At 44.8% G+C, this 24,330-nt stretch carries 31 protein-coding genes and 1 riboswitch; of the genes, 24 read left to right on the top strand and 7 right to left on the bottom strand.

Going from position 1 to position 24,330, the window contains the following annotated elements:
- Positions 1-17: 17 nt before the first annotated feature.
- Entirely contained in the window at positions 18-401 is a 384-nt protein-coding gene (locus tag MHI44_RS07230) for a tautomerase family protein (RefSeq protein WP_015483672.1), read from the top strand.
- Positions 402-436: 35 nt separating this feature from the next.
- Here MHI44_RS07230 and mdtP read toward each other — a convergent pair whose 3' ends face one another.
- From mdtP to MHI44_RS07210, 4 genes are all read right to left on the bottom strand, one after another.
- The gene (gene mdtP / locus MHI44_RS07225) at positions 437-2,062 is read right to left on the bottom strand and encodes a multidrug efflux MFS transporter MdtP (RefSeq protein WP_014480801.1); all 1,626 of its coding nucleotides are present in this window, start codon (positions 2,060-2,062) and stop codon (positions 437-439) included.
- Complete coding sequence (mdtR, locus tag MHI44_RS07220; protein WP_015251263.1) at positions 2,059-2,526, bottom strand: MarR family transcriptional regulator MdtR; 468 nt, start codon at positions 2,524-2,526, stop codon at positions 2,059-2,061. The genes mdtP and mdtR overlap by 4 nt, the downstream gene beginning before the upstream one ends.
- A 158-nt stretch (positions 2,527-2,684) precedes the next feature.
- Positions 2,685-3,017, bottom strand: coding sequence for a spore coat protein (locus MHI44_RS07215; protein ID WP_003228564.1), 333 nt, complete (start codon positions 3,015-3,017; stop codon positions 2,685-2,687).
- A gap of 12 nt (positions 3,018-3,029) precedes the next feature.
- Positions 3,030-3,275, bottom strand: a complete 246-nt coding sequence (locus tag MHI44_RS07210; RefSeq protein ID WP_003228567.1) for a hypothetical protein — start codon at positions 3,273-3,275, stop codon at positions 3,030-3,032.
- A 94-nt stretch (positions 3,276-3,369) separates the two neighbouring features.
- Between MHI44_RS07210 and MHI44_RS07205 the strand changes: the two genes are divergently transcribed.
- Positions 3,370-4,278, top strand: coding sequence for a proline dehydrogenase (locus MHI44_RS07205; RefSeq protein ID WP_042974694.1), 909 nt, complete (start codon positions 3,370-3,372; stop codon positions 4,276-4,278).
- A 24-nt stretch (positions 4,279-4,302) separates the two neighbouring features.
- Here the strand turns inward: MHI44_RS07205 and MHI44_RS07200 are convergent, their stop codons facing one another.
- The gene (locus tag MHI44_RS07200) at positions 4,303-4,449 is read right to left on the bottom strand and encodes a YuzL family protein (protein ID WP_003240817.1); all 147 of its coding nucleotides are present in this window, start codon (positions 4,447-4,449) and stop codon (positions 4,303-4,305) included.
- Positions 4,450-4,623: 174 nt separating this feature from the next.
- Between MHI44_RS07200 and MHI44_RS07195 the strand changes: the two genes are divergently transcribed.
- From MHI44_RS07195 to glxB, 21 genes are all read left to right on the top strand, one after another.
- Positions 4,624-6,993, top strand: coding sequence for a 3-hydroxyacyl-CoA dehydrogenase NAD-binding domain-containing protein (locus tag MHI44_RS07195; protein WP_339203216.1), 2,370 nt, complete (start codon positions 4,624-4,626; stop codon positions 6,991-6,993).
- A 10-nt stretch (positions 6,994-7,003) separates the two neighbouring features.
- Entirely contained in the window at positions 7,004-8,179 is a 1,176-nt protein-coding gene (locus tag MHI44_RS07190; RefSeq protein ID WP_003228574.1) for an acetyl-CoA C-acyltransferase, read from the top strand.
- A 14-nt stretch (positions 8,180-8,193) separates the two neighbouring features.
- A complete protein-coding gene (gene fadE, locus MHI44_RS07185) occupies positions 8,194-9,978 on the top strand; it encodes an acyl-CoA dehydrogenase FadE (protein WP_003244094.1) in 1,785 nt (594 codons plus the stop codon).
- A 110-nt stretch (positions 9,979-10,088) separates the two neighbouring features.
- Complete coding sequence (locus MHI44_RS07180; protein WP_339203214.1) at positions 10,089-10,445, top strand: arsenate reductase family protein; 357 nt, start codon at positions 10,089-10,091, stop codon at positions 10,443-10,445.
- A 66-nt stretch (positions 10,446-10,511) separates the two neighbouring features.
- Positions 10,512-10,895: a glycine cleavage system protein GcvH gene (gene gcvH / locus MHI44_RS07175; RefSeq protein WP_003222781.1), complete on the top strand. Its 384-nt coding sequence runs from the start codon at positions 10,512-10,514 to the stop codon at positions 10,893-10,895.
- Between the two features lie 55 nt (positions 10,896-10,950).
- The gene (locus tag MHI44_RS07170) at positions 10,951-11,187 is read left to right on the top strand and encodes a YusG family protein (protein WP_003228581.1); all 237 of its coding nucleotides are present in this window, start codon (positions 10,951-10,953) and stop codon (positions 11,185-11,187) included.
- A gap of 77 nt (positions 11,188-11,264) precedes the next feature.
- Positions 11,265-11,627, top strand: a complete 363-nt coding sequence (locus MHI44_RS07165; RefSeq protein ID WP_015483668.1) for a toprim domain-containing protein — start codon at positions 11,265-11,267, stop codon at positions 11,625-11,627.
- Position 11,628: 1 nt separating this feature from the next.
- The gene (locus MHI44_RS07160; RefSeq protein WP_003228585.1) at positions 11,629-11,949 is read left to right on the top strand and encodes a thioredoxin family protein; all 321 of its coding nucleotides are present in this window, start codon (positions 11,629-11,631) and stop codon (positions 11,947-11,949) included.
- Positions 11,950-12,055: 106 nt separating this feature from the next.
- Positions 12,056-12,400, top strand: a complete 345-nt coding sequence (locus tag MHI44_RS07155; RefSeq protein WP_003228587.1) for an SCP2 sterol-binding domain-containing protein — start codon at positions 12,056-12,058, stop codon at positions 12,398-12,400.
- 114 nt (positions 12,401-12,514) lie between these two features.
- Positions 12,515-12,621, top strand: a riboswitch (SAM riboswitch).
- Positions 12,622-12,726: 105 nt separating this feature from the next.
- The gene (metN, locus tag MHI44_RS07150) at positions 12,727-13,752 is read left to right on the top strand and encodes a methionine ABC transporter ATP-binding protein MetN (RefSeq protein ID WP_003242531.1); all 1,026 of its coding nucleotides are present in this window, start codon (positions 12,727-12,729) and stop codon (positions 13,750-13,752) included.
- Complete coding sequence (gene metP / locus MHI44_RS07145) at positions 13,745-14,413, top strand: methionine ABC transporter permease MetP (protein WP_003228593.1); 669 nt, start codon at positions 13,745-13,747, stop codon at positions 14,411-14,413. Before metN ends, metP begins: the two co-directional genes overlap by 8 nt.
- A 13-nt stretch (positions 14,414-14,426) precedes the next feature.
- Positions 14,427-15,251, top strand: a complete 825-nt coding sequence (gene metQ, locus MHI44_RS07140) for a methionine ABC transporter substrate-binding lipoprotein MetQ (RefSeq protein ID WP_021480560.1) — start codon at positions 14,427-14,429, stop codon at positions 15,249-15,251.
- A gap of 84 nt (positions 15,252-15,335) precedes the next feature.
- Complete coding sequence (locus MHI44_RS07135; RefSeq protein WP_014477920.1) at positions 15,336-15,713, top strand: carboxymuconolactone decarboxylase family protein; 378 nt, start codon at positions 15,336-15,338, stop codon at positions 15,711-15,713.
- 193 nt (positions 15,714-15,906) lie between these two features.
- The gene (locus MHI44_RS07130; RefSeq protein ID WP_003228600.1) at positions 15,907-16,044 is read left to right on the top strand and encodes a hypothetical protein; all 138 of its coding nucleotides are present in this window, start codon (positions 15,907-15,909) and stop codon (positions 16,042-16,044) included.
- Positions 16,045-16,237: 193 nt separating this feature from the next.
- Positions 16,238-17,023, top strand: a complete 786-nt coding sequence (gene sufC, locus MHI44_RS07125; RefSeq protein ID WP_014477918.1) for a Fe-S cluster assembly ATPase SufC — start codon at positions 16,238-16,240, stop codon at positions 17,021-17,023.
- Positions 17,024-17,040: 17 nt separating this feature from the next.
- Positions 17,041-18,354, top strand: coding sequence for a Fe-S cluster assembly protein SufD (gene sufD / locus MHI44_RS07120; protein WP_003228602.1), 1,314 nt, complete (start codon positions 17,041-17,043; stop codon positions 18,352-18,354).
- Positions 18,354-19,574, top strand: a complete 1,221-nt coding sequence (sufS, locus tag MHI44_RS07115; RefSeq protein WP_015714668.1) for a cysteine desulfurase SufS — start codon at positions 18,354-18,356, stop codon at positions 19,572-19,574. The genes sufD and sufS overlap by 1 nt, the downstream gene beginning before the upstream one ends.
- A complete protein-coding gene (gene sufU / locus MHI44_RS07110) occupies positions 19,564-20,007 on the top strand; it encodes a Fe-S cluster assembly sulfur transfer protein SufU (RefSeq protein WP_003222809.1) in 444 nt (147 codons plus the stop codon). The genes sufS and sufU overlap by 11 nt, the downstream gene beginning before the upstream one ends.
- Before the next feature lie 20 nt (positions 20,008-20,027).
- Positions 20,028-21,425, top strand: coding sequence for a Fe-S cluster assembly protein SufB (gene sufB, locus MHI44_RS07105; protein WP_003228608.1), 1,398 nt, complete (start codon positions 20,028-20,030; stop codon positions 21,423-21,425).
- Positions 21,426-21,694: 269 nt separating this feature from the next.
- Positions 21,695-21,973 (top strand): metalloregulator ArsR/SmtB family transcription factor, encoded by a 279-nt coding sequence (locus MHI44_RS07100; RefSeq protein WP_015251274.1) that lies wholly within the window; start codon positions 21,695-21,697, stop codon positions 21,971-21,973.
- A 110-nt stretch (positions 21,974-22,083) separates the two neighbouring features.
- Entirely contained in the window at positions 22,084-22,467 is a 384-nt protein-coding gene (gene glxB / locus MHI44_RS07095) for a methylglyoxalase (RefSeq protein WP_029725903.1), read from the top strand.
- Positions 22,468-22,531: 64 nt separating this feature from the next.
- Here glxB and MHI44_RS07090 read toward each other — a convergent pair whose 3' ends face one another.
- Both MHI44_RS07090 and sspG read right to left on the bottom strand, forming a co-directional pair.
- Entirely contained in the window at positions 22,532-22,807 is a 276-nt protein-coding gene (locus tag MHI44_RS07090; RefSeq protein WP_003243521.1) for a hypothetical protein, read from the bottom strand.
- Complete coding sequence (sspG, locus tag MHI44_RS07085) at positions 22,807-22,953, bottom strand: acid-soluble spore protein SspG (RefSeq protein ID WP_003228613.1); 147 nt, start codon at positions 22,951-22,953, stop codon at positions 22,807-22,809. The genes MHI44_RS07090 and sspG overlap by 1 nt, the downstream gene beginning before the upstream one ends.
- Positions 22,954-23,111: 158 nt before the next feature.
- Between sspG and MHI44_RS07080 the strand changes: the two genes are divergently transcribed.
- Entirely contained in the window at positions 23,112-24,230 is a 1,119-nt protein-coding gene (locus tag MHI44_RS07080; protein WP_116315892.1) for an FAD-binding oxidoreductase, read from the top strand.
- Positions 24,231-24,330 lie beyond the last annotated feature (100 nt).

Below are 24,330 nucleotides of genomic sequence, written 5' to 3'. Positions count from 1 at the left end.
GAAAGGGATGCGGGGAGATGCCATTTGTACAGATTCATTTACGGTCGGGAAGAAGCGAAGCGTGGCTTCAAAAACTGAGCAGGACTATCCACCAATCGATGATTGAAGAAATCAATGTGCCGGAAGATGACTATTTCCAAGTCATCAGACAATATGAAAAAAGCGAATTTTTTTATGATCCATTTTATCTCCAAGTCGAGCGTACTGATGAACTGATATACATTCATTTTACACTGAAACAGTCAAGAACAACTGAACAGAAAAAAGCACTTTACCGCTCAATCGCGAGCCGGATTCATTCCGAGCTTGGTGTAAGAAAAGAAGATGTGTTTATCATGCTGGCCGGAAATCAGGCTGAGGATTGGTCTTTCGGAAATGGAAGAGCCCAGATGATTGAATAAAAAACCCCGCGGATTGATACCCGCGGGGTGCTCTATTAATGGGAAGGTGATTCAACGGCTTTTGCCGCCTTCTCTTTTTCTTGTTGGTCTTCCGTTTTCTTATTTGATAGCTTGATAGGTTTTAAGAACAAGGTGAATACGGCTCCGACTGCGATAAAGATCAGGCCCGTATAAAACACGCTGTGGAGCGAATCCATCAACGATGTTTTTAAAATCGGCACAATATGGGATGAGAAAGCCGCAGGGATTTGTTTGACCGCGTCCGGACTGAACAGTGATTGCAGCAGCCCTTGCGGATTTGTATCAATCATACCCTTTAGCTGGGCGGCAAACGAGCTTGCCTGTGCCGGAAGAGAGTCTAAATATGGAACCAATTTATCTGTTAATAGATTTCCTGATCTCGCATTCATTACGGCTCCCAGCATGGTAATGCCGAATGTTCCGCCGATAGAACGGAAGAATTGGCTGGATGAAGTGACAACTCCCAGCTCCTCCTTCGAAAAGCTTTCCTGTAAAGCCAATGTCAGAATCGGCATAACAAGACCCATTCCCAGACCAATAATCGCCATAAAAGATGTAGCGACAAGCTTACTCGTGTCGAGATCCAAGGTCGTTAACAGCAGGAATCCGCCGGCCATAACCAGCATGCCTGCAATGATTTGCGGTTTAATCCCGATTTTATAAACAAGCTGTCCGCCGATGATACTTGTAATAATCATAGAAATCATCATCGGTGTCATAATTGTACCCGATTCAGACGCACTTACACCGACAATTCCCTGCATAAAGAAAGGAACAAACGTAATGGCGCCAAACATACCGATACTCATAAAGAAGCCGATCAAGTTTAGAAATGTAAATGTTCTGTTTTTAAATAAATACATTGGCAGGATTGGCTCTTTTGCTTTTGATTCTACGATGATAAAGCTGACAATGCCGATCAGTGCGAGAGCGAACAACCCAAGAATCTGCCATGAATCCCATGCATAATCTTTTCCGCCAAAGCTTAAGGCGAGCAGGAGGCTGACCACACCGACAATCATTGTGAAAATACCAGCGATATCGAAGTTGATCGGACCAGTCTGCTGGCGTCCCTGTAATCCTCTGGCAATAAAAATAACCGCAATAATTCCGACTGGCAGGTTAATATAGAAAACCCATTTCCAGTTTAACGAGTCTACAATCCAGCCGCCGATTTGCGGCCCAATCACTGAAGCCAGCCCGTAAATTGCGCCAAAGACACCTTGGAATTTAGCACGCTGTTTTCCTGTGAACAAGTCACCGATGACAATCATCGCCATCGGCATCATGATGCCTCCGCCGATGCCCTGCAGTCCACGGAAGATAATCAATTCCGTCATGTTGTTGGCCATTCCGCACAAAGCAGAAGCGGCCATAAAAATAATCAAACCTGATACATAGACAATGCGGCGTCCCAATAAATCAGCCAGTTTACCGGCAATTGGAACAATGGTTGTTGATGTTAACAAATATGCAGTTGTCAGCCAGGTCATCATGCTCAAACCGCCCAGATCACCGACAATTTTCGGCATGGCCGTTCCGACAATGGTACCGTCAAGGGCTGAAAAAAACATGGCAATAATTAAGCCTGTTATTAATAACGTTCGTTTTGATTGTTTGCCTTCTTTACTCATTTTCATCCGTTTCCTCTTTTCATGTTTTGCTTTTCATCCGTTTCTGCTGCTTGTGCGAGCTTTGCTGTAATATGCGCCGCCTGCAGCATCTCCTCCTCCGTCAAAAAGGAAAGATAGCGCGCCATAATGGCCTTTCTGCCTGCCAAAACCTCCTCGAACTTTCTGTCTCCTTCGTCAGTAAGACTGAGATCAATCACTCGCCTGTCTTTTGTGTTGTGTGTTCTGGCGATAAGATTTTTTTGTTCAAGGCGATCTGCCATCAGCGTCACCGCGCTTGGCTTCACCTCCATACGCTCGGCAATTTCAGAAACTTTGAGGCTGCCGTGTTTCTTTAGGCTGGCCAGCACAAACAGCTGCGCTGGGGTGACACCTTGTTTCTCCATGCTTTCCAGCATTTCAGGCTGTATCTTTTGAAAGAGCGCCTGAAGCGATAATTGAATATCGGACATTAACTGATCCGCACTCTTCATATTCATTTCCCCTCTGTTACATACACTGTATATATATTTAAATGACAAAATAGTTAATGCTTATTAAATATAAATAAGCGTAAATGAAAAGTCAACTGATTTTACACAAAAAAAGGATAGATGCCCGAAAGAACATCGTATCCTTTTTACTAATGTTGTTATTGCTGATAAGGAGACTGCTGCTGAATGGTCTGCTGGAATTTTTGATAGGACTGCTGCAGCTTTTGTGAATCCTCCGCTTCAACAGAATACCATCCATATTGGAACATGAGATCATATAGTTTTCTTTGCGCTTTTTGTGACTCATCAAAAATGGATTGAATATCCTGATAAAGAGACTCGTGGCTGAATTCGTGCAAGGCAGTGCAATAAGCTGTTGTCATGTATTTTTCGGTTGTCAGCAATTCGTTGACGAAATCTCTGTCATTCATTTCCGATGTTGTCGGTACAGGTGTCTGCGGGTTGCTGATTTTTTGATTTTGCTGATTCATTCTGGCGCCTCCTTATTGGATGTAGCCGGACTGCTGCTGGCCTGGCTGCAGGTGCTTTAATATTCTTTGATAGTGATCATGATGCATGTGTCCGACGCGGTCGAGTTCTTGCTTTAACGTTTGATCCTGGCACTGCTGCGCCATGAAATGCGCTTTTTTCATCGCGAGCAAATTCCAGTTCAGCATGTCATTGAGATACAAATGATCCTTTGTCGAAATAACGGAAGGCGGCATTTGAGATTGCTGCTGATTATCCATTGTGATCCTCCTTTGGTTTCTGTTCATTTTATAGTTTCCTTCAGACTGGGAGTTATATACAGGTGTTTTGAAGATGACGGCGGGAGGGAGTCGGATGTTGAGACATGTGTTTTTATTCTTATCTCAAAATAAAACACTTACCAAGTTCGCAAAAGCATACGGAACGCGGCTTGGAGCACGAAGGTTTGTCGCAGGGGATACGATTGAATCGGCGGTTAAGACCGTCAAAAGGCTAAACAGATCCGGTTTGTGTGCAACAATTGATTATTTAGGCGAGTATGCAGCTTCGGAAAAAGAAGCAAACCAAGTCGCAGAGGAATGCAAGAAAGCCATTCAAGCCATTGCCGAACATCAATTGAATTCAGAGCTTTCACTTAAGCTGACCTCAATCGGGCTCGATCTTTCAGAAGAACTTGCTCTTACTCATTTGCGCGCCATTCTTTCCGTTGCGAAGCAATATGATGTTGCTGTGACCATTGATATGGAAGACTATTCTCATTATGAACAGACACTTTCTATTTACAGGCAATGCAAACAGGAATTTGAGAAGCTCGGCACGGTCATTCAGGCGTATTTGTACCGGGCGGCAGAAGATATCAGAAAGATGCGGGACTTAAAGCCGAATCTCAGACTTGTAAAAGGCGCTTATAAAGAATCTGCGGCTGTAGCGTTTCCCGACAAAAGAGGCACGGACCTTCATTTTCAGAGCTTAATAAAGCTGCAGTTGTTAAGCGGGAACTACACGGCTGTCGCCACACATGACGATGACATCATTGAATTTACGAAACAGCTCGTCGCCGAACATCAAATCCCCGCGTCGCAATTTGAGTTTCAAATGCTATACGGCATCAGGCCGGAGCGTCAAAAGGAACTCGCCAAGGAAGGCTACAGAATGCGTGTGTATGTCCCATATGGAACGGACTGGTTCAGCTACTTTATGAGAAGAATTGCCGAACGGCCTGCCAATGCAGCGTTTGTGTTAAAAGGAATTTTGAAAAAGTGAAAGCAGCCGCGGGAAGCAGCTGCATTATGATTGTTCCATGTTATGTTTTTTATACTGCTGATTTTGACTTGTCCGTTTTCCGCCACCGTAATGCTGAGTCGGACCGGCATCTCCCTTTACGCTCGCCGCGCTGACTGCCGCTGAAGACGGATTTTTTTTCTCTCGTACCATTCCCTTCACCTCCAGGCTTAAGTTGCCCGACTTTTATAGGCTTCATACAAAAAAATAACAAATTAGCTATTGAAGTCGAACCGGAAATCTTTTAAGATGAAAGAAGAAACGGGTTTCATTTTTTTTAGCCAAAAAATGAATGACTATTCATTCAATGTTCAAGGAGGATATCTCATGCACAAACACATTCGGAAGGCAGCCGTTTTAGGATCGGGGGTAATGGGTTCCGGGATAGCGGCGCATTTGGCTAACATCGGAATTCCTGTCCTGCTGCTAGATATTGTGCCGAACGATTTGACAAAGGAAGAGGAAAAAAAGGGGCTGACGAAGGACAGTCCGGAGGTGCGCAGCAGGCTGAGCCGGCAGGCGATGAAAAAACTGCTGAAACAAAAGCCCGCTCCCCTCACATCAGCGAAAAATACCTCCTATATTACACCTGGCAATCTGGAGGATGATGCAGAAAAACTGAAAGAAGCAGATTGGATTATTGAGGTCGTTGTCGAAAACCTTGAAGTCAAAAAGAAAATTTTCGCTCTTGTGGATGAACATCGAAAGACTGGAAGCATCGTCTCAAGCAACACATCCGGCATATCAGTGCAGGAAATGGCTGAAGGCCGGTCGGATGATTTTAAAGCCCATTTTCTCGGAACGCATTTTTTTAATCCCGCACGCTATTTAAAGCTGCTGGAGATCATTCCGATTAAGGAAACGGATCCTGATATTTTAAAGTTTATGACAGCTTTCGGAGAAAATGTCCTCGGGAAAGGCGTTGTTACAGCAAAGGACACACCGAACTTTATCGCAAACCGCATCGGGACTTACGGGCTTCTCGTGACAGTCCAAGAAATGCTGAAAGGCGGCTATCAGGTCGGGGAGGTTGATTCGATCACAGGACCGCTGATCGGCAGGCCGAAAAGCGCTACCTTTAGAACGCTTGATGTGGTCGGTCTCGATACATTCGCCCACGTTGCCCGAAATGTGTATGACAAAGCTGATGGCGATGAAAAAGAAGTGTTTCGCCTTCCAAGCTTCATGAACGATATGCTGGAAAAAGGGTGGATCGGAAGTAAGGCCGGCCAAGGCTTTTATAAAAAAGAAGGAAAAACGATTTATGAGCTTGACCCAGTGACGCTTACTTACGGCGAGCGGACAAAAATGAAAACACCGGCACTTGAAGCGGCAAAACAGGCAAAAGGGACAAAAGCCAAAATGAAAGCGCTTATTTATTCGGATGACAGAGCCGGCCGATTGCTGTGGAATATCACATCTCAAACCCTGCTTTACTCAGCCGAGCTGCTTGGCGAGATTGCCGATGATATTCATGCGATTGACCAAGCCATGAAGTGGGGATTCGGCTGGGAACTGGGACCTTTTGAGATGTGGGACGCCATCGGCCTCAAGCAGTCAGCGGAAAAGCTTGAGCAGCTTGGAGCAGATATGCCTGGCTGGATAAAAGAGATGCTGGACAAAGGAAATGAAACCTTCTACATCAAAGAGAACGGAACGGTATTTTATTATGACCGCGGCGAATACAGAGCCGTGAAAGAAAACAAAAAACGAATTCATTTACAAGCACTTAAAGAAACAAAAGGCGTGATTGCGAAAAACAGCGGAGCAAGCTTAATTGACCTTGGAGATGATGTGGCCCTTCTTGAATTTCATTCGAAAAGCAATGCGATCGGCCTTGATATCATTCAAATGATCCACAAAGGATTAGAGGAAACAGAACGGAATTACAAGGGGCTTGTCATCGGCAATCAAGGGAAAAATTTCTGCGTCGGCGCGAATCTCGCCATGATCTTAATGGAAGTCCAAGATGACAACTTTTTGGAAGTTGATTTTGTGATCCGCCGTTTTCAGGAGACGATGATGAAGATCAAATACAGTGCGAAACCGGTCGTCGCCGCGCCTTTTGGCATGACGCTCGGCGGAGGAACGGAAGCATGCCTGCCGGCGGCGCGCATTCAAGCGGCAAGCGAAGCCTATATGGGACTTGTGGAATCCGGTGTCGGCCTCATCCCTGGCGGAGGAGGTAACAAAGAGCTGTACATCAACCATCTTCGCCGCGGCCATGATCCGATGAATGCGGCAATGAAAACATTTGAAACAATCGCGATGGCGAAAGTGTCCGCTTCCGCTCAAGAGGCTCGTGAGATGAACATCTTAAAAGAAACGGATCAGATCAGCGTGAATCAAGACCACCTGTTATACGATGCGAAGCAGCTGGCCGCATCTTTATACGATACCGGCTGGCGGCCGCCTGTAAAAGAAAAGGTCAAGGTGCCGGGAGAAACCGGTTATGCGGCACTCTTGCTTGGCGCTGAGCAGATGAAGCTGTCCGGCTATATATCTGAGCATGATTTCAAGATCGCGAAAAAACTCGCTTTTGTCATTGCGGGCGGAAAAGTGCCGTTCGGTACAGAGGTTGATGAAGAGTATTTATTGGAGATCGAAAGAGAAGCGTTTTTGAGTTTGGCGGGAGAGGCAAAATCTCAAGCGAGAATGCAGCATATGCTTGTGAAAGGTAAACCTTTACGGAATTAGGAGGGAGCTTATGAAAGAGGCAGTCATTGTGTCAGGTGCAAGAACACCGGTTGGAAAAGCAAAAAAAGGATCGTTGGCCACCGTTCGCCCGGATGATTTGGGAGCGATTTGTGTAAAAGAGACACTGAAACGGGCAGGCGGCTACGAAGGCAATATTGACGATTTGATTATTGGCTGTGCAACGCCTGAAGCGGAGCAGGGGCTTAATATGGCGAGAAATATCGGTGCGCTCGCGGGCCTGCCGTACACGGTTCCGGCGATTACAGTTAACCGTTATTGCTCTTCAGGCCTTCAGTCTATTGCATATGCAGCAGAAAAAATTATGCTGGGCGCCTACGATACAGCGATCGCCGGCGGAGCAGAATCCATGTCGCAAGTTCCGATGATGGGGCATGTTACCCGTCCGAACCTTGCTTTGGCAGAAAAGGCACCGGAATATTATATGAGCATGGGCCACACAGCCGAGCAAGTCGCGAAAAAATACGGCGTCTCCCGTGAGGATCAAGACGCGTTTGCCGTTCGCAGCCACCAAAACGCTGCTAAAGCCCTTGCAGAAGGAAAATTTAAAGATGAAATTGTACCCGTAGAAGTGACGGTGACAGAAATCGGAGAAGACCATAAGCCTATGGAAAAACAGTTTGTGTTTTCTCAGGATGAAGGTGTTCGCCCGCAAACGACTGCAGACATCTTATCGACATTGCGCCCGGCCTTTTCCGTTGACGGGACGGTGACTGCGGGCAATTCCTCGCAGACAAGTGACGGAGCGGCGGCTGTCATGCTGATGGACCGGGAAAAAGCCGATGCTCTTGGCCTGGCCCCGCTTGTGAAATTCCGTTCCTTTGCAGTAGGCGGCGTGCCGCCGGAAGTCATGGGAATCGGACCGGTGGAAGCGATTCCGCGCGCTTTGAAGCTTGCCGGACTTCAGCTGCAGGACATCGGCTTGTTTGAACTGAATGAAGCTTTTGCCTCACAGGCCATTCAAGTAATCAGGGAATTGGGAATTGATGAAGAAAAAGTGAATGTCAACGGGGGCGCAATCGCGCTTGGACACCCGCTTGGCTGTACGGGCACAAAGCTTACACTCTCACTCATCCATGAAATGAAACGGAGAAACGAGCAATTTGGAGTCGTGACCATGTGTATCGGCGGCGGAATGGGAGCGGCCGGTGTATTTGAATTATGCTAAAGGGGGAAAAACAAATGGCAAAAAAAGCGGCTGACGTACAAAAAGGCGGCGGATTTTTAATCGAGGATGTCACATACGATCAAATGTATACACCGGAGGATTTCACTGACGAGCATAAAATGATTGCGAAAACAACAGAGGATTACATCGAGCAAGATGTTCTCCCTCATATAGATGATATCGAAAACCATCAATTCGAGCATTCTGTCAGACTGTTGAAGAAAGCGGGCGAACTAGGGCTGCTTGGCGCCGATGTGCCGGAAGAATACGGCGGGCTCGGCCTTGATAAAATCAGCTCGGCACTCATCACTGAGAAATTTTCGCGTGCGGGAAGCTTTTCTCTTTCTTATGGCGCGCATGTCGGTATCGGTTCCTTGCCGATCGTCTTTTTCGGGTCAGAAGAACAAAAGAAAAAATATTTGCCTGGACTCGCTTCAGGCGAAAAGATCGCCGCTTATGCTCTGACTGAGCCTGGCTCTGGGTCTGATGCACTTGGAGCAAAAACAACAGCTGTGCTGAATGAAGCAGGAACCCATTATGTATTAACAGGGGAAAAACAGTGGATTACCAACTCTGCTTTTGCCGATGTATTTGTGGTTTACGCCAAGGTAGACGGCGACAAGTTTTCAGCCTTTATTGTAGAAAAAGAGTTCCCGGGTGTCTCCACGGGACCGGAAGAAAAGAAAATGGGAATCAAGGGATCATCGACAAGAACCCTCATTCTGGATCAAGCTGAAGTGCCAAAGGAAAACCTGCTCGGAGAAATCGGCAAAGGGCATGTCATCGCCTTTAATATTTTAAACATCGGCCGTTACAAACTGGCGGTTGGCACAATCGGCGCATCTAAACGCGTCATCGAGCTGTCTGCGGCATACGCAAATCAGCGCCGCCAATTTAAAACGCCGATTGCTGGTTTTTCATTGACACAGGAAAAAATCGGGACAATGGCCTCCAGGCTGTATGCGATGGAAAGCTCTGTATACAGAACCGTCGGGCTGTTTGAAGACAATATGAGCCAGTTCACGGCCGAAGATCTCAAGGACGGCCGGCAAATCGCCAAATCGATTGCGGAATACGCCATCGAATGCTCTCTGAATAAGGTATTCGGCTCTGAAACGCTTGATTATATCGTTGATGAAGGCGTGCAGATTCATGGAGGCTACGGTTTTATGCAGGAGTACGAAGTAGAAAGGGCCTATAGGGATTCAAGGATCAATCGGATTTTTGAAGGCACAAACGAAATCAACCGGTTAATCGTGCCAAGCACCTTCCTGAAAAAAGCGCTTAAAGGCGAGCTGCCTTTATTCGAAAAAGCGCAGTCGCTGCAGGAAGAACTCATGATGCTTATGCCTGAAGAGCCTGGAAGCGGCGTCTTAGAGCAGGAGAAATATATCGTCAAGCAAGCCAAAAAAATTGCGTTGTTTGCTGCCGGCCTAGCCGCGCAAAAATACGGAAAAGCGATCGATCGTGAGCAAGAAATTCTCGTGAACGTAGCGGATATCGTCAGCAATGTATACGCAATGGAATCAGCCGTGCTCAGAACGGAAAAGGCCATTGCAGCACAAGGCGCTGAAAAAGCCGCGCAAAAGGTGCTGTACACAGAAATTTTCGTTCAAGAGGCCTTTAACGAAATTGAAGCGCATGCGAAGGAATCCCTTATCGCAATGGAAGAAGGAGATTCACTCCGCATGATGCTTTCCGCTCTGCGCAAGCTGACACGCGTAACGCCTAAAAACGTGATTCAGAAAAAACGCGAGGCGGCGGCAGGCATTTTTGAGGCTGAGAAATATACTGTCTGATTGGCCATGAGCTCCGCATGCGCGGAGCTCTTTTTTAAGAAGCACTGTTTTAGGTTTTTAAAACAAACTGTGTTAAAATAACCTCGATTATTTTATTGAGGGGGAAGAAGATGTCGTTAACTTTTTACTGGTACCCTAAATGCGGAACGTGCCGCAAAGCAAAGAAGTGGCTTGAAGAGAATGGGAAAGAAATAAACGAAATACATATTGCTGAGCAGCCGCCAAGCAAAGAAGAATTAAAAGCGCTTTATGAAAAAAGCGGGCTGGATCTCAAGAAATTTTTCAACACGAGCGGCATGAAATACCGCGAGCTCAATCTCAAGGAAAAGCTGTATCACATGTCAGAGGACGAACAGCTCGAACTGCTGGCTTCAGATGGTATGCTAATTAAACGCCCGCTTACAACAGACGGCGAAAAAGTGACTGTCGGATTTAAAGAAGACCAATTTGAAGAAAACTGGGCTTAATGTAAATTTTTTTTGAAAAGTGTGGTATCTTCTTATTGTAGTGCTGTAAAAAATGGAGGGATTCAATTGAGCATACCAAAAGATTTGCGTTACTCAGGAGAACACGAGTGGGTAAAAGTTGAAGGAGAAAAAGCCAGAATCGGAATTACGCATTTTGCCCAGTCCGAACTAGGCGACATCGTGTTTGTCGAACTTCCTGAAGTGGGCGCTGAAATCAAAGCGGACGAGCCATTCGGCAGTGTTGAATCCGTTAAAACGGTATCTGAGCTTTATGCACCGATTAACGGAACGGTTGTGGAAGTAAACGAAGATCTTGATGACAGTCCGGAATTCGTCAACGAATCTCCGTACGAAAAAGCATGGATGATCGTCGTTGAGCCATCTGACGCTTCTGAAATTGAAAAACTGATGACAGCAGAGCAATACGAAGAGATGACACAAGAAGACTAAAACAGGATAGCCGTAAAAGCAATTGGACACGCTAACGTTATGGGAGGTGTCCAATATGGCTTTCGACAAACAAAAGCTCGATGTCACCAATGACGTGACAGGCCGCTTTCAAAATGGCCGGCTCTCGTTATATCATGATAATGAGATGATCGGCCAAATGACAAGCATGAATGAATATGAGCTTAAGTCCGGTTATTCCTTTGAAAATGAGAAATTTTATAAGACAGCCGATGTGGTCTCTGGAGACGACGCAAAATATGTAGATTGTGACTACGAAAACGGCTGGTGTTAATGTTGGCGGTGAATTTCACTGCCTTCTTTTACAATCTGAACGTTTCAAATTTGACGCGGCAGGTGAACAAGATGAAGATGGATGAGCTGGAAAAGGTTATGATTGTCGAGGGGAAATCAGATAAAGAGAAAATCGAAAGCGTCCTGAATGAACCGGTGCGCATTATCTGCACAAACGGAACAATCAGCCAGCTGAGGCTCGAGGAATTGGCTGACGAGCTTTATGATAAAGACGTCTATATATTAGTTGATGCTGATGAATCAGGTGAGAAATTGAGAAAACAGCTGAAGCGTGAATTTAATGAAGCCTGCCATCTCCATATCGACAGAGCCTATAAGGAAGTAGCGGCTGCGCCCAGGCACCATGTCGCTTCTGTATTACTGCGTGCGAATCTGAATGTCCATACTATTTTTCTTGAAAGAAAGTCCCGAGGTGTATAGCATGAAAGAACTCCAAGAACACGAACTTGATCACATTGAAGATGATGTGTACCTTCTATATTTATATACTCCGTTTTGCGGCACCTGCCAGCTTGCAAGCAAAATGCTGACAGTGGTGAAAGAAATGCTGCCGGATGTCGCCTTCTATCAAAACAATGTCAATTACTCTCCGACATTCGCAAAAGCGTATCAAATTGAAAGCGTCCCTTGTTTTCTGCTGTTTAAAGGCGGAAAGATGGTCGAAAGAGGATATGCATTTCATTCCGTTTCTTATTTATATGAGCTGATCAAACAAAAATCATCTTCCGCATCCCATTTATGACATATTTCTCAGCATATCCAATGAAATTGTCGTTCGTTTTATAAAGGGGTTCTTGCGACAAAGAGAGAAATGTGTATGTATGACCAACAAATAGGAGGTTGTACATATGGAGAAAGCGGAAGTTTTAGAGGATGAGTATCAGCATCTGTTTTTAAAACCCCTTTTGAATGCCTCAACATTGCTCATTACCTTCCAAGGAGAAGCAGAAGCCTTAACCGTCTCAATAAACGAACAGGGAGAAATGAAAAAAGTTTCTCCGCCCCAAACGTCCAACCTGACCTTTTACGGAAACCAAACGGAAATTATTGATTTATTGCACGGAGACATTTCCCTTCAGCACCTTATTCAGAGCGGAAGCCTCAAAGTAAAGGGGTCATTCAGGGCCCTGTTAAAGCTGGAAGCCATTCTCTGGCTGACAAATGGATTTTTTCAGAGGATTTTAAAAAATTAAAAAATAATAAATTATTATAATAGTAAAAGTTGACATCATTTATTTTATTGACATTTAATCATTCGCCGTGCTATTCTACATTAAGAATTTCCGGACGAAAAAGACTATATATTTCTCTTATCAAGAGAGGTGGAGGGAAGTGCCCTATGAAGCCCGGCAACCATCAACACTGTTGAAATGGTGCCAATTCACACGAAGCGTTCAGCTTTGAAAGATGAGAGAAAGGCATTTTATATAAGCCTTTCTGCTCAAGTGTGCAGAAAGGCTTTTCTTTTGCAGAAAAAACCGGAAGATTTCTTAGAATAGTGTTAAGGCAGGTGATTGCTTTGATCAATCTTCAGGATGTTTCAAAAGTTTACAAGTCGAAACATGGAGATGTCAATGCTGTCCAAAACGTCTCGCTTTCCATTAAAAAAGGTGAGATTTTTGGAATTATAGGATATAGCGGAGCTGGTAAGAGTTCCTTAATCCGTCTGCTGAACGGCCTTGAGAAACCAACCTCAGGAACCGTGGAAGTGGCGGGAACCAAGATTAATGAAGTAAATGGACGCGGTTTAAGAAAAGCACGCCATGAGATCAGTATGATTTTCCAGCATTTCAATTTGCTTTGGTCGCGGACTGTCAGAGATAATATCATGTTTCCTTTAGAAATTGCCGGAGTGAAAAAGAGCGAGCGGATCAAGCGCGCCAATGAACTGATTAAACTGGTAGGTTTAGAAGGAAAAGAAAAATCATATCCGTCTCAGCTGAGCGGCGGGCAGAAGCAGCGTGTCGGAATTGCCAGAGCGCTTGCAAACAATCCGAAGGTTCTTCTTTGTGACGAAGCGACATCAGCATTAGATCCGCAAACGACAGATTCAATTCTGGATCTATTGTCCGATATTAATGAAAGACTCGGTTTGACGATTGTGCTGATTACGCACGAAATGCATGTCATCCGCAAAATCTGCAACAGAGTCGCCGTCATGGAAAACGGCAAGGTGGTCGAAGAAGGCGAGGTTCTCGATGTCTTCAAAAATCCAAAGGAACAAATGACAAAACGATTTGTTCAGCAGGTGACAGAGCCGGAAGAAACGAAAGAGACGCTTCAGCACCTTCTTGATGATACAGCATCAGGAAAAATGGTTCAGCTCACATTTGTCGGTGAGTCAGCTGAACAGCCTCTGATTACAGAGATGATCAGAAACTTCAATGTCAGCGTCAATATTCTGCAAGGGAAAATTTCGCAGACGAAGGATGGGGCTTACGGTTCACTGTTCATCCACATTGACGGGGACGAGGAAGAAGTGCAAAACGTGATCCGATTCATTAATGACAAACAGGTGAAAGCAGAGGTGATCACGAATGTTTGAAAAATACTTCCCGAACGTTGATTTAACTGAATTATGGAACGCGACATATGAAACACTTTATATGACGCTGATTTCTTTACTGTTTGCTTTTGTCATCGGGGTCATCCTCGGCTTGCTGCTCTTTCTGACGAGCAAAGGAAGCCTCTGGCAGAATAAAGCGGTCAACTCTGTGATTGCGGCCGTTGTTAACATATTCAGATCGATTCCGTTCCTTATTTTAATTATTTTACTATTAGGTTTTACGAAATTTTTAGTCGGCACGATCTTAGGGCCAAACGCCGCATTGCCGGCGCTGGTAATCGGCTCGGCACCATTTTACGCGCGCCTTGTTGAAATCGCGCTGCGTGAGGTGGATAAAGGTGTGATTGAAGCCGCTAAATCAATGGGCGCGAAAACGTCTACGATTATTTTCAAAGTGCTGATTCCGGAATCAATGCCTGCTCTTATTTCTGGCATTACGGTTACTGCCATCGCTTTGATCGGCTCAACGGCAATTGCCGGAGCCATTGGTTCAGGAGGCCTTGGAAACCTTGCGTACGTAGAAGGATATCAGTCTAATAACGCTGATGTTACCTTCGTTGCTACTGTGTTTATTTTAATCATCGTGTTTATTATTCAAATCATCGGTGATCTAATAACAAATATTATAGACAAACGATAAGGGAGGATTTACATTGAAAAAGCTATTTTTGGGTGCATTACTGCTTGTATTTGCAGGAGTTATGGCTGCCTGCGGTTCGAATAACGGCGCTGAATCTGGCAAGAAAGAAATTGTCGTTGCGGCAACAAAAACACCGCATGCGGAAATTTTAAAAGAAGCTGAACCATTGCTGAAAGAAAAAGGCTATACGCTGAAAGTGAAAGTGCTTAGTGATTACAAAATGTACAATAAAGCTTTAGCTGATAAAGAAGTGGACGCGAACTACTTCCAGCACATTCCTTACCTTGAGCAAGAAATGAAAGAAAACACAGATTACAAACTTGTGAATGCCGGCGCTGTTCACTTAGAGCCATTCGGTATTTACTCTAAAACATACAAATCACTGAAAGACCTTCCAGACGGTGCGACAATCATTCTGACAAACAACGTTGCTGAACAAGGACGTATGCTTGCAATGCTTGAAAACGCTGGATTAATCACTCTTGATTCTAAGGTAGAAACAATTGACGCAACATTGAAAGACATTAAGAAAAACCCGAAAAACCTTGAATTCAAAAAAGTGGCGCCTGAATTAACGGCAAAAGCATATGAAAACAAAGAAGGAGACGCGGCCTTCATCAATGTAAACTATGCGATCCAAAATAAATTAAATCCTAAAAAAGATGCAATTGAAGTAGAATCAACGAAAAACAACCCATACGCTAACATCATCGCAGTAAGAAAAGGCGAAGAAGATTCTGCAAAAATCAAAGCGCTGATGGAAGTTCTTCACTCTAAAAAGATCAAAGACTTCATCGAGAAAAAATACGACGGAGCTGTGCTTCCTGTATCTGAATAAGACTGAAACCCCGGATGAGAAATCCGGGGTTTTTTTCGCGTATTTTCCTAAAAGCTGTTCATAATAAAAAGGAATGTTAAACAGATGGAGGGATTTTCTTTGAATCAAGACAGAGGAAGCATGCAGGACGCGTTAAAACAATATAAACATGGTTTAGGTACATTTGAACAAAAGATGCCGCTGATGGGAAGAAAATTTAACGAATTTACTGAACAGTGCTTTGCCGGGAATTCTCTGACTGAAAGAGAAAAACAGCTGATCGCCCTCGGAATTGCCATCAATGCTCAGGACGAATATTGCATGATCTATCATACAAAAGGCTGTCTCGATCAGGGAGCGACAGAAGAAAACATTCTCGAAGCCGTCAGTGTGGCAGCGGCATTTGGAGGCGGCGCAGCTTTCAGCCAAGGCGTGACAGTCGTTCAACAGTGCATTGAGGAATTCGGAAACACCACGCATTAAGAGAAGGAATATTCCGAAAAACCATTCTCATTTGTTCTGAAAGGATGCTTTCGTCTCATCTGCCGCTATTTCACGCCAAATCGTTTTTGCGGCATCCAACGCAGCACTGGTACAATAAAAAGCAAATATATGAAGGGATTGGTTCATTATTTGCAGCAGCCAGGACAGACTGAACCTCGATTATACGTCAGAAATGGAAAAAGCGATGCAGCTGTCACACGGAATTGGATACGAGGAATATGGACGCCGGCTGGAAACAAGAATGAAAGTAGAGCGGCAGAGAGAGCTTGATTACGAAAAAAGCAAGCGGATTTCTGCGGGAGCTTATTGAGAAAATCAATCTTTTAAAAAAGGGTGGGAATCCACTCTTTTTCTTTTTCAATCGCTTTAATAAAGTGCTGATCTTTGTTAAACTTGAGGAATGTGCTAGGCACGATAAAAAGTTGTATTTACTTTTCATTTGTTATAAAATTAGAATGAGAATAAAATGAGAATAATGATTATATATTTTTGGAGGTATAGATATGGCTGCTTCAACATTAACGATCAAAGATCTTCACGTTGAAATCGAAGGGAAAGAGATCTTAAAGGGTGTAAACCTTGAAATAAAAGGTGGAGAATTCCACGCAGTAATGGGCCCGAACGGAACTGGTAAATCCACTTTATCAGCTGCTATTATGGGGCATCCTAAATATGAAGTAACAAAAGGCAGCATCACGCTTGACGGCAAAGATGTACTGGAGATGGAAGTGGACGAGCGTGCGCAGGCAGGCTTATTCCTTGCAATGCAGTACCCAAGTGAAATCAGCGGTGTGACAAATGCCGACTTCCTTCGCTCAGCAATCAACGCGCGCAGAGAAGAAGGCGATGAAATTTCTCTCATGAAATTCATCCGCAAAATGGACGAAAACATGGAGTTCCTTGAAATGGACCCTGAAATGGCTCAGCGCTATCTTAACGAAGGCTTCTCAGGCGGGGAGAAAAAACGCAACGAAATCCTTCAATTAATGATGATTGAACCGAAAATCGCCATCCTTGATGAAATTGACTCAGGTCTTGATATTGACGCTTTGAAAGTTGTATCAAAAGGGATCAACAAAATGCGCAGCGAAAGCTTCGGCTGCCTGATGATCACTCACTATCAGCGCCTGTTAAACTACATCACTCCGGATGTTGTTCACGTTATGATGCAAGGCCGCGTTGTAAAATCCGGCGGTGCAGAGCTTGCACAGCGTCTTGAAGCAGAAGGTTATGACTGGATCAAACAAGAACTTGGCATTGAAGACGAAACTGTTGGCCAAGAAGCGTAAGCGTTAGGGGGATTAATATGACACTAGGTACAAAACTATCCGTAGATCAGGAGTATCTCAAAAGCTTTTCCGAAAAGCACCAAGAACCTGCCTGGCTGAAGAACCTGCGCTTACAGGCTCTTGAACAAGCTGAGGATCTGCCGATGCCGAAACCTGACAAAACAAAAATCACAAACTGGAACTTCACGAATTTCGCGAAGCATACAGTGGATAACGAACCGCTTTCTTCATTAGAAGATTTGACTGATGAAGTAAAAGCGCTGATCGACATTGAAAACGAAGATAAAACATTATACGTACAGCGTGACCAGACGCCGGCACATCTTTCTCTTTCTCAAGAATTGAAAGACAAAGGCGTCATCTTCACTGATATTCTGACTGCTGCACGTGAGCACAGCGACTTGGTGGAGAAATACTTTATGAAGGACGGCGTGAAAGTTGACGAACATAAGTTAACTGCACTTCACGCGGCTCTTGTTAACGGAGGAGCATTCCTTTATGTTCCGAAAAATGTTCAGGTGGAGACGCCGGTTCAGGCTGTTTATGTCCACGAAAGCAATGATACAGCTCTATTCAACCACGTGCTGATTGTGGCTGAAGACCACAGTTCTGTAACATATGTAGAAAACTACATCAGCACTGTAAACCCGAAAGACGCTGTCTTCAATATTATCAGTGAGGTCATCACAGGTGATAATGCCAGCGTAACATACGGTGCGGTGGATAATCTGTCAAGCGGTGTGACAACTTATGTGAACCGCCGCGGTGCTGCGCGCGGACGCGACAGCAAAATCGAGTGGGCTCTTGGCCTGATGAACGACGGCGACACGATTTCCGAAAATACAACAAACCTTTACGGTGACGGCACATACGGCGATACGAAAACGGTTGTTGTCGGAAGAGGAGAGCAAACAGAAAACTTCACAACACAAATCATCCATTTCGGTAAAGCTTCTGAAGGCTATATCTTGAAGCACGGTGTGATGAAGGATTCCGCTTCTTCTATCTTTAACGGAATCGGCAAAATCGAACATGGCGCTTCTAAAGCGAATGCGGAGCAAGAATCACGCGTGCTGATGCTTAGCGAAAAAGCACGCGGAGACGCAAACCCTATTCTTTTAATTGACGAAGACGATGTAACTGCAGGACATGCGGCATCTGTCGGCCGTGTGGACCCTATTCAGCTTTACTACCTGATGAGCCGCGGAATTCCGAAAGAAGAAGCAGAACGCTTAGTCATTTACGGATTCCTTGCACCGGTAGTAAATGAACTTCCGATTGAAGGCGTTAAGAAACAATTAGTTTCTGTTATCGAAAGGAAAGTGAAGTAATGAATATCACAGATATTCGTGAACAGTTCCCGATCCTTCATCAGCAAGTGAACGGACATGATCTCGTTTATCTCGACAGCGCGGCGACTTCCCAGAAGCCGCGTGCTGTCATTGAAACACTGGATAAGTATTATAACCAATACAATTCCAATGTTCACCGGGGCGTCCATACACTTGGAACCAGAGCGACAGATGGTTATGAAGGAGCGCGTGAAAAAGTCCGCAAGTTTATTAACGCGAAGTCAATGGCTGAGATTATTTTCACAAAAGGCACGACCACATCACTGAATATGGTGGCGTTAAGCTATGCACGCGCCAACCTGGAACCTGGTGATGAAGTGGTCATCACCTACATGGAGCATCATGCGAATATCATTCCGTGGCAGCAGGCTGTAAAAGCAACTGGCGCCACATTAAAATATATTCCGCTGCAGGAAGACGGAACGATTTCTTTAGAAGACGTCAGAGAAACGGTCACAAGCAACACAAAAATTGTTGCGGTGTCTCATGTATCTAATGTTCTCGGCACGGTCAACCCGATTAAAGAAATGGCGAAAATCGCTCATGACAATGGGGCTGTCATTGTGGTGGACGGTGCACAAAGCACGCCTCACATGAAAATTGACGTGCAGGATCTCGATTGCGACTTCTTTGCGCTTTCTTCCCATAAAATGTGCGGACCTACCGGTGTTGGTGTGCTGTACGGAAAGAAAGCCCTGCTGGAAAACATGGAGCCTGCCGAATTCGGCGGTGAAATGATCGACTTTGTCGGGCTTTATGAATCAACTTGGAAAGAGCTTCCGTGGAAATTCGAAGCGGGTACGCCGATTATTGCAGGAGCAATCGGCCTCGGTGCCGCCATTGATTTTCTCGAAGAAATCGGTCTTGATGAGATTTCCCGCCATGAGCACAAGCTTGCAGCTTATGCGCTTGAACGCTTCCGCCAGCTTGACGGCGTAACGGTTTACGGGCCGGAAGAGCGTGCCGGGCTTGTCACATTTAACCTTGATGATGTTCATCCGCACGATGTGGCGACTGTGCTTGATGCGGAGGGAATTGCAGTCAGAGCCGGCCACCATTGTGCGCAGCCGCTGATGAAATGGCTGGATGTAACTGCTACTGCAAGAGCAAGCTTTTATCTGTATAATACAGAGGAAGAGATTGATAAGCTTGTGGAAGCTCTTCAAAAGACAAAGGAGTATTTTACAAATGTCTTTTAATGCAAACTTAGATACATTGTACAGACAGGTGATTATGGATCATTACAAAAACCCGCGAAATAAAGGGGTTTTAAATGACAGCATTGTCGTGGATATGAACAATCCGACATGCGGCGACCGCATCAGACTGACAATGAAGCTTGACGGAGACATCGTGGAAGATGCGAAGTTTGAAGGGGAAGGCTGTTCCATTTCAATGGCATCCGCTTCGATGATGACTCAGGCGATTAAAGGGAAAGATATTGAAACTGCCCTTTCCATGTCTAAGATTTTCTCGGATATGATGCAAGGGAAAGAGTATGATGATTCTATAGATCTCGGGGATATTGAAGCCCTTCAAGGCGTTTCAAAATTCCCTGCCCGTATCAAATGTGCAACCCTGTCATGGAAAGCACTTGAAAAAGGAGTCGCGAAAGAAGAAGGCGGCAATTAAAAGGATTGGAGTGAAAATGGATGGCTAAAAAAATGCCTGATATTGGTGAATACAAGTATGGTTTTCACGACAAGGACGTTTCCATTTTCCGTTCAGAGCGCGGATTGACAAAAGAAATCGTAGAAGAAATTTCTCGCATGAAAGAAGAGCCTCAATGGATGCTTGACTTCCGCTTGAAATCACTTGAGCATTTCTACAATATGCCGATGCCTCAATGGGGCGGAGATTTAAACTCACTGAACTTTGACGAAATTACGTACTACGTAAAACCGTCTGAGCGTTCAGAGCGTTCTTGGGATGAAGTTCCTGAAGAAATTAAACAAACATTCGACAAGCTCGGTATTCCTGAAGCTGAACAAAAATACCTTGCGGGTGTTTCTGCTCAGTACGAATCTGAGGTTGTATACCACAACATGAAAGAAGATCTTGAAGCACAAGGCATCGTCTTTAAAGACACTGACAGCGCGCTGAAAGAGAATGAAGATATTTTCCGTGAGCACTGGGCAAAAGTAATCCCGCCGACTGATAACAAGTTTGCGGCGCTTAACTCAGCTGTTTGGTCCGGCGGTTCTTTCATCTACGTGCCTAAAGGCGTGAAGGTTGAAACACCGCTACAAGCTTACTTCCGTATCAACTCTGAGAACATGGGTCAGTTCGAACGTACACTGATCATTGTTGACGAAGAAGCAAGCGTTCATTATGTTGAAGGCTGTACTGCGCCTGTTTACACAACAAACTCACTTCACAGTGCGGTCGTTGAGATCATCGTGAAAAAAGGCGGCTACTGCCGTTATACAACGATCCAAAACTGGGCGAACAACGTTTACAACCTTGTAACAAAGCGTACAGTCTGTGAAGAAAACGCAACAATGGAATGGATCGACGGCAACATCGGTTCTAAGCTGACAATGAAATATCCGGCTTGTATCCTAAAAGGCGAAGGCGCGCGCGGTATGACGCTTTCTATCGCTCTTGCGGGTAAAGGCCAGCATCAGGATGCAGGTGCGAAAATGATTCACCTTGCACCAAACACATCATCTACAATCGTATCAAAATCGATTTCAAAACAGGGCGGAAAAGTAACGTACCGCGGAATCGTCCACTTCGGACGCAAAGCGGAAGGCGCCCGCTCTAACATCGAGTGCGATACGCTCATTATGGATAACAAATCAACTTCAGACACAATTCCTTACAATGAAATCTTAAATGATAACATTTCATTGGAGCACGAAGCGAAAGTGTCTAAAGTATCTGAAGAGCAGCTCTTCTACTTGATGAGCCGCGGTATTTCTGAAGAAGAAGCAACTGAAATGATCGTAATGGGCTTCATCGAGCCATTCACAAAAGAGCTTCCAATGGAATACGCAGTTGAAATGAACCGTTTGATTAAGTTCGAAATGGAAGGTTCTATCGGTTAATGATGAAAACCCCTTTGTTTATCAAGGGGTTTAGAGATAGTTATTAATTTTAAAATGGCCGGCGTGCCGAATTTGATTGTAGAAGACGAACTTTTGAAGTTCGTCTTCTTTTATTTTTCAGAGACATATCCACTGTTATTTTGATGGTTTTAAGTCCTTATCGATTAGAATATTTCAGACCTGCGTCGGATAGGTTCAGTTCCTATATCACGCAACCATACAGTTGCTTATACTTGACATGCAACTAATGAGTTGCTTATACTCAATATATGAATTGGAACAAAGACGCTATATTCAAAGCACTCGGCGATTCGACTCGTCGGCTTATATTAGACGAATTATCTGAACGCAACGAGCTGACGTTGTATGAACTTACGATACGTCTTATTACAAAGTACGACCTTTCTATTACGCGACAGGCGATAGCTAAACATCTTTCTGTACTGGAGGATGCAGGACTCGTAACATCAAAACGAAAGGGAAAATATCGAGTACTTATATTCAACAACGAACCGCTTAAAAATTTGCTCAAAGGATGGATAGAATAATTTTATAAAATCAGAACAGGGCCTCTGATAAATGTGTGGGTTGTTTTGCTTGTAGCCAGATTGTTAGCATAGTACCATGCTTCATTCATATCGAAGGAGGGAAAAACAGTATGAAAATCGTTGTTACCAGTATATTTGTACAAGATCAAGACAAGGCACTGAAGTTCTATACAGAAAAACTGGGGTTTGTAAAAAAGGAGGATGTTCCCATGGGGAAATTCAGGTGGATAACGCTTGTTTCTCCAGATGATCAAGACGGAACCGAGCTTTTACTCGAACCGAATGAACATCCTGCCGCCAAGGAGTATCAAAAGAAGATATTCTCCGAAGGCCTCCCGGCCACAATGTTTGGCGTTGCAGATATTCAAAAAGAGTACAACCGATTAAAGGAAAAAGGCGTGATGTTTACGACGGAACCGACAAAAATGGGCGAAGTCACAATAGCTGTCTTCGACGATACAAGCGGTAACCTTATTCAAATTGTACAGAAGTAACCGATTCAGTCGCGTCCTTTTTGTATGCAGAAGAAAAACCGCTGGCCACAGGGGCCGCGGTTTTTTACTCTTCTTCTGTCTCCTGATTGATAATTTGCTTTACAGATGATCTGCTGTTATTTTCTCTGTTCATCTCTCGCAATTGAGTATAAGCCATATCGAATTCCTCTTTTGTCATCTGCTTTGCGGCTAATGCAGAGCATAATATAGCAAAAGCAATTGGCATTGTATCAATGTGAATGTCGATATGGACCTCTGAGTTGCCGCTGTTTTTGATAACAGATTCAGTAGTGGGTATCTCTTGAGTATGTCTGTTGAGAGGAATGATGTTTTCGTTCATTAGTCTTCTCCGTCTTGTGACTGCGCCTGTGCCTGATCCTGATCTGTATTCACGCTGACCACGACTTTTGCATTACCGCTGTTTTGGACTTTTGCGACTGCCGCATCGCGTCTGTTTTCTTCATTTTCATGACGATTTTCGCTCATGGTATCATCCTTTCTCTATTGATAGTGACAGGATATTCGATAGGAGAGTAAAGAGATTGGACGAACTTCGCGGTTTTTCCACATTAGGGCAAAAGGTCGAAGGAAAGCATTCTATTTGGTAAAATGAATAGACATTATAATAGAAAAGGTGTTTGCATATGAAATCGTACATCATCGTCGGCGCAGGGATTCTGGGCGCGTCGACGGCTTATCATCTCGCAAAATCAGGCGCTCGCGTTACTGTCATTGATCGGAAAGAGCCGGGACAAGCGACTGATGCGGCGGCGGGGATCGTCTGTCCATGGCTCTCGCAACGCCGTAATCAGGATTGGTACCAGCTTGCTAAGGGGGGAGCGCGGTACTATAAGGATTTAATCCATCAATTGGAAAAAGACGGTGAATCGGATACAGGATACAAACGTGTCGGTGCCATCAGCATTCATACTGACGCGTCTAAACTCGATAAAATGGAGGAAAGGGCGTATAAGAGACGGGAGGATGCGCCGGAAATCGGCGACATTACCCGCTTGTCTGCAAGTGAAACGAAAAAGCTGTTTCCGATTTTAGCTGACGGCTATGAATCGGTTCATATCAGCGGTGCCGCCCGTGTGAACGGAAGAGCGCTGTGCCGGTCGCTTTTAAGCGCTGCAGAGAAACGCGGCGCAACGGTCATCAAAGGAAATGCGTCCTTGCTTTTTGAAAACGGAACAGTCACCGGCGTGCAAACAGATACAAAGCAGTTTGCGGCTGACGCGGTCATTGTGACGGCGGGAGCATGGGCCAATGAGATATTGAAGCCTCTTGGCATTCATTTTCAAGTGTCATTTCAAAAAGCGCAGATTATGCATTTTGAAATGACAGATGCAGATATAGGATCGTGGCCGGTTGTAATGCCGCCGAGTGATCAGTACATTCTGTCGTTTGATAACGGCAGAATTGTAGCCGGCGCCACACACGAAAACGATGCCGGTCTTGATGATCTTCGTGTGACAGCCGGAGGCCAGCACGAAGTATTGAGCAAAGCGTTAGCCGTTGCACCGGGTCTTGCTGATGCGGCTGCTGTTGAAACAAGAGTGGGCTTCAGGCCGTTTACACCGGGTTTTCTGCCGGTCATAGGGGCAGTGCCGAATGTTCAAGGCCTGTACGCTGCTAACGGTTTGGGCGCTTCTGGACTGACGATGGGGCCGTTCTTAGGTGCAGAGCTCGCAAAGCTAGTTCTCGGAAAGCAGACAGAATTAGACCTTAGTCCTTATGATCCAGCCGGAGCACTTGCATAATAAGCAAGAGCATAACAAACAAATATAATAAAGCTGTTCTAGCTTTTCTTTTCTGTATGTGTTAGCATTTATCTTTAATGAAAAAGAGGACGTGAACTGA

The sequence above is a fragment of the Bacillus sp. FSL K6-1366 genome, from assembly GCF_037976695.1.
Classification (GTDB): Bacteria; Bacillota; Bacilli; order Bacillales; family Bacillaceae; genus Bacillus; species Bacillus subtilis.
Note: the sequence above shows the minus strand (reverse complement) of the source record. Positions and strands in the feature narration are given on the sequence as shown.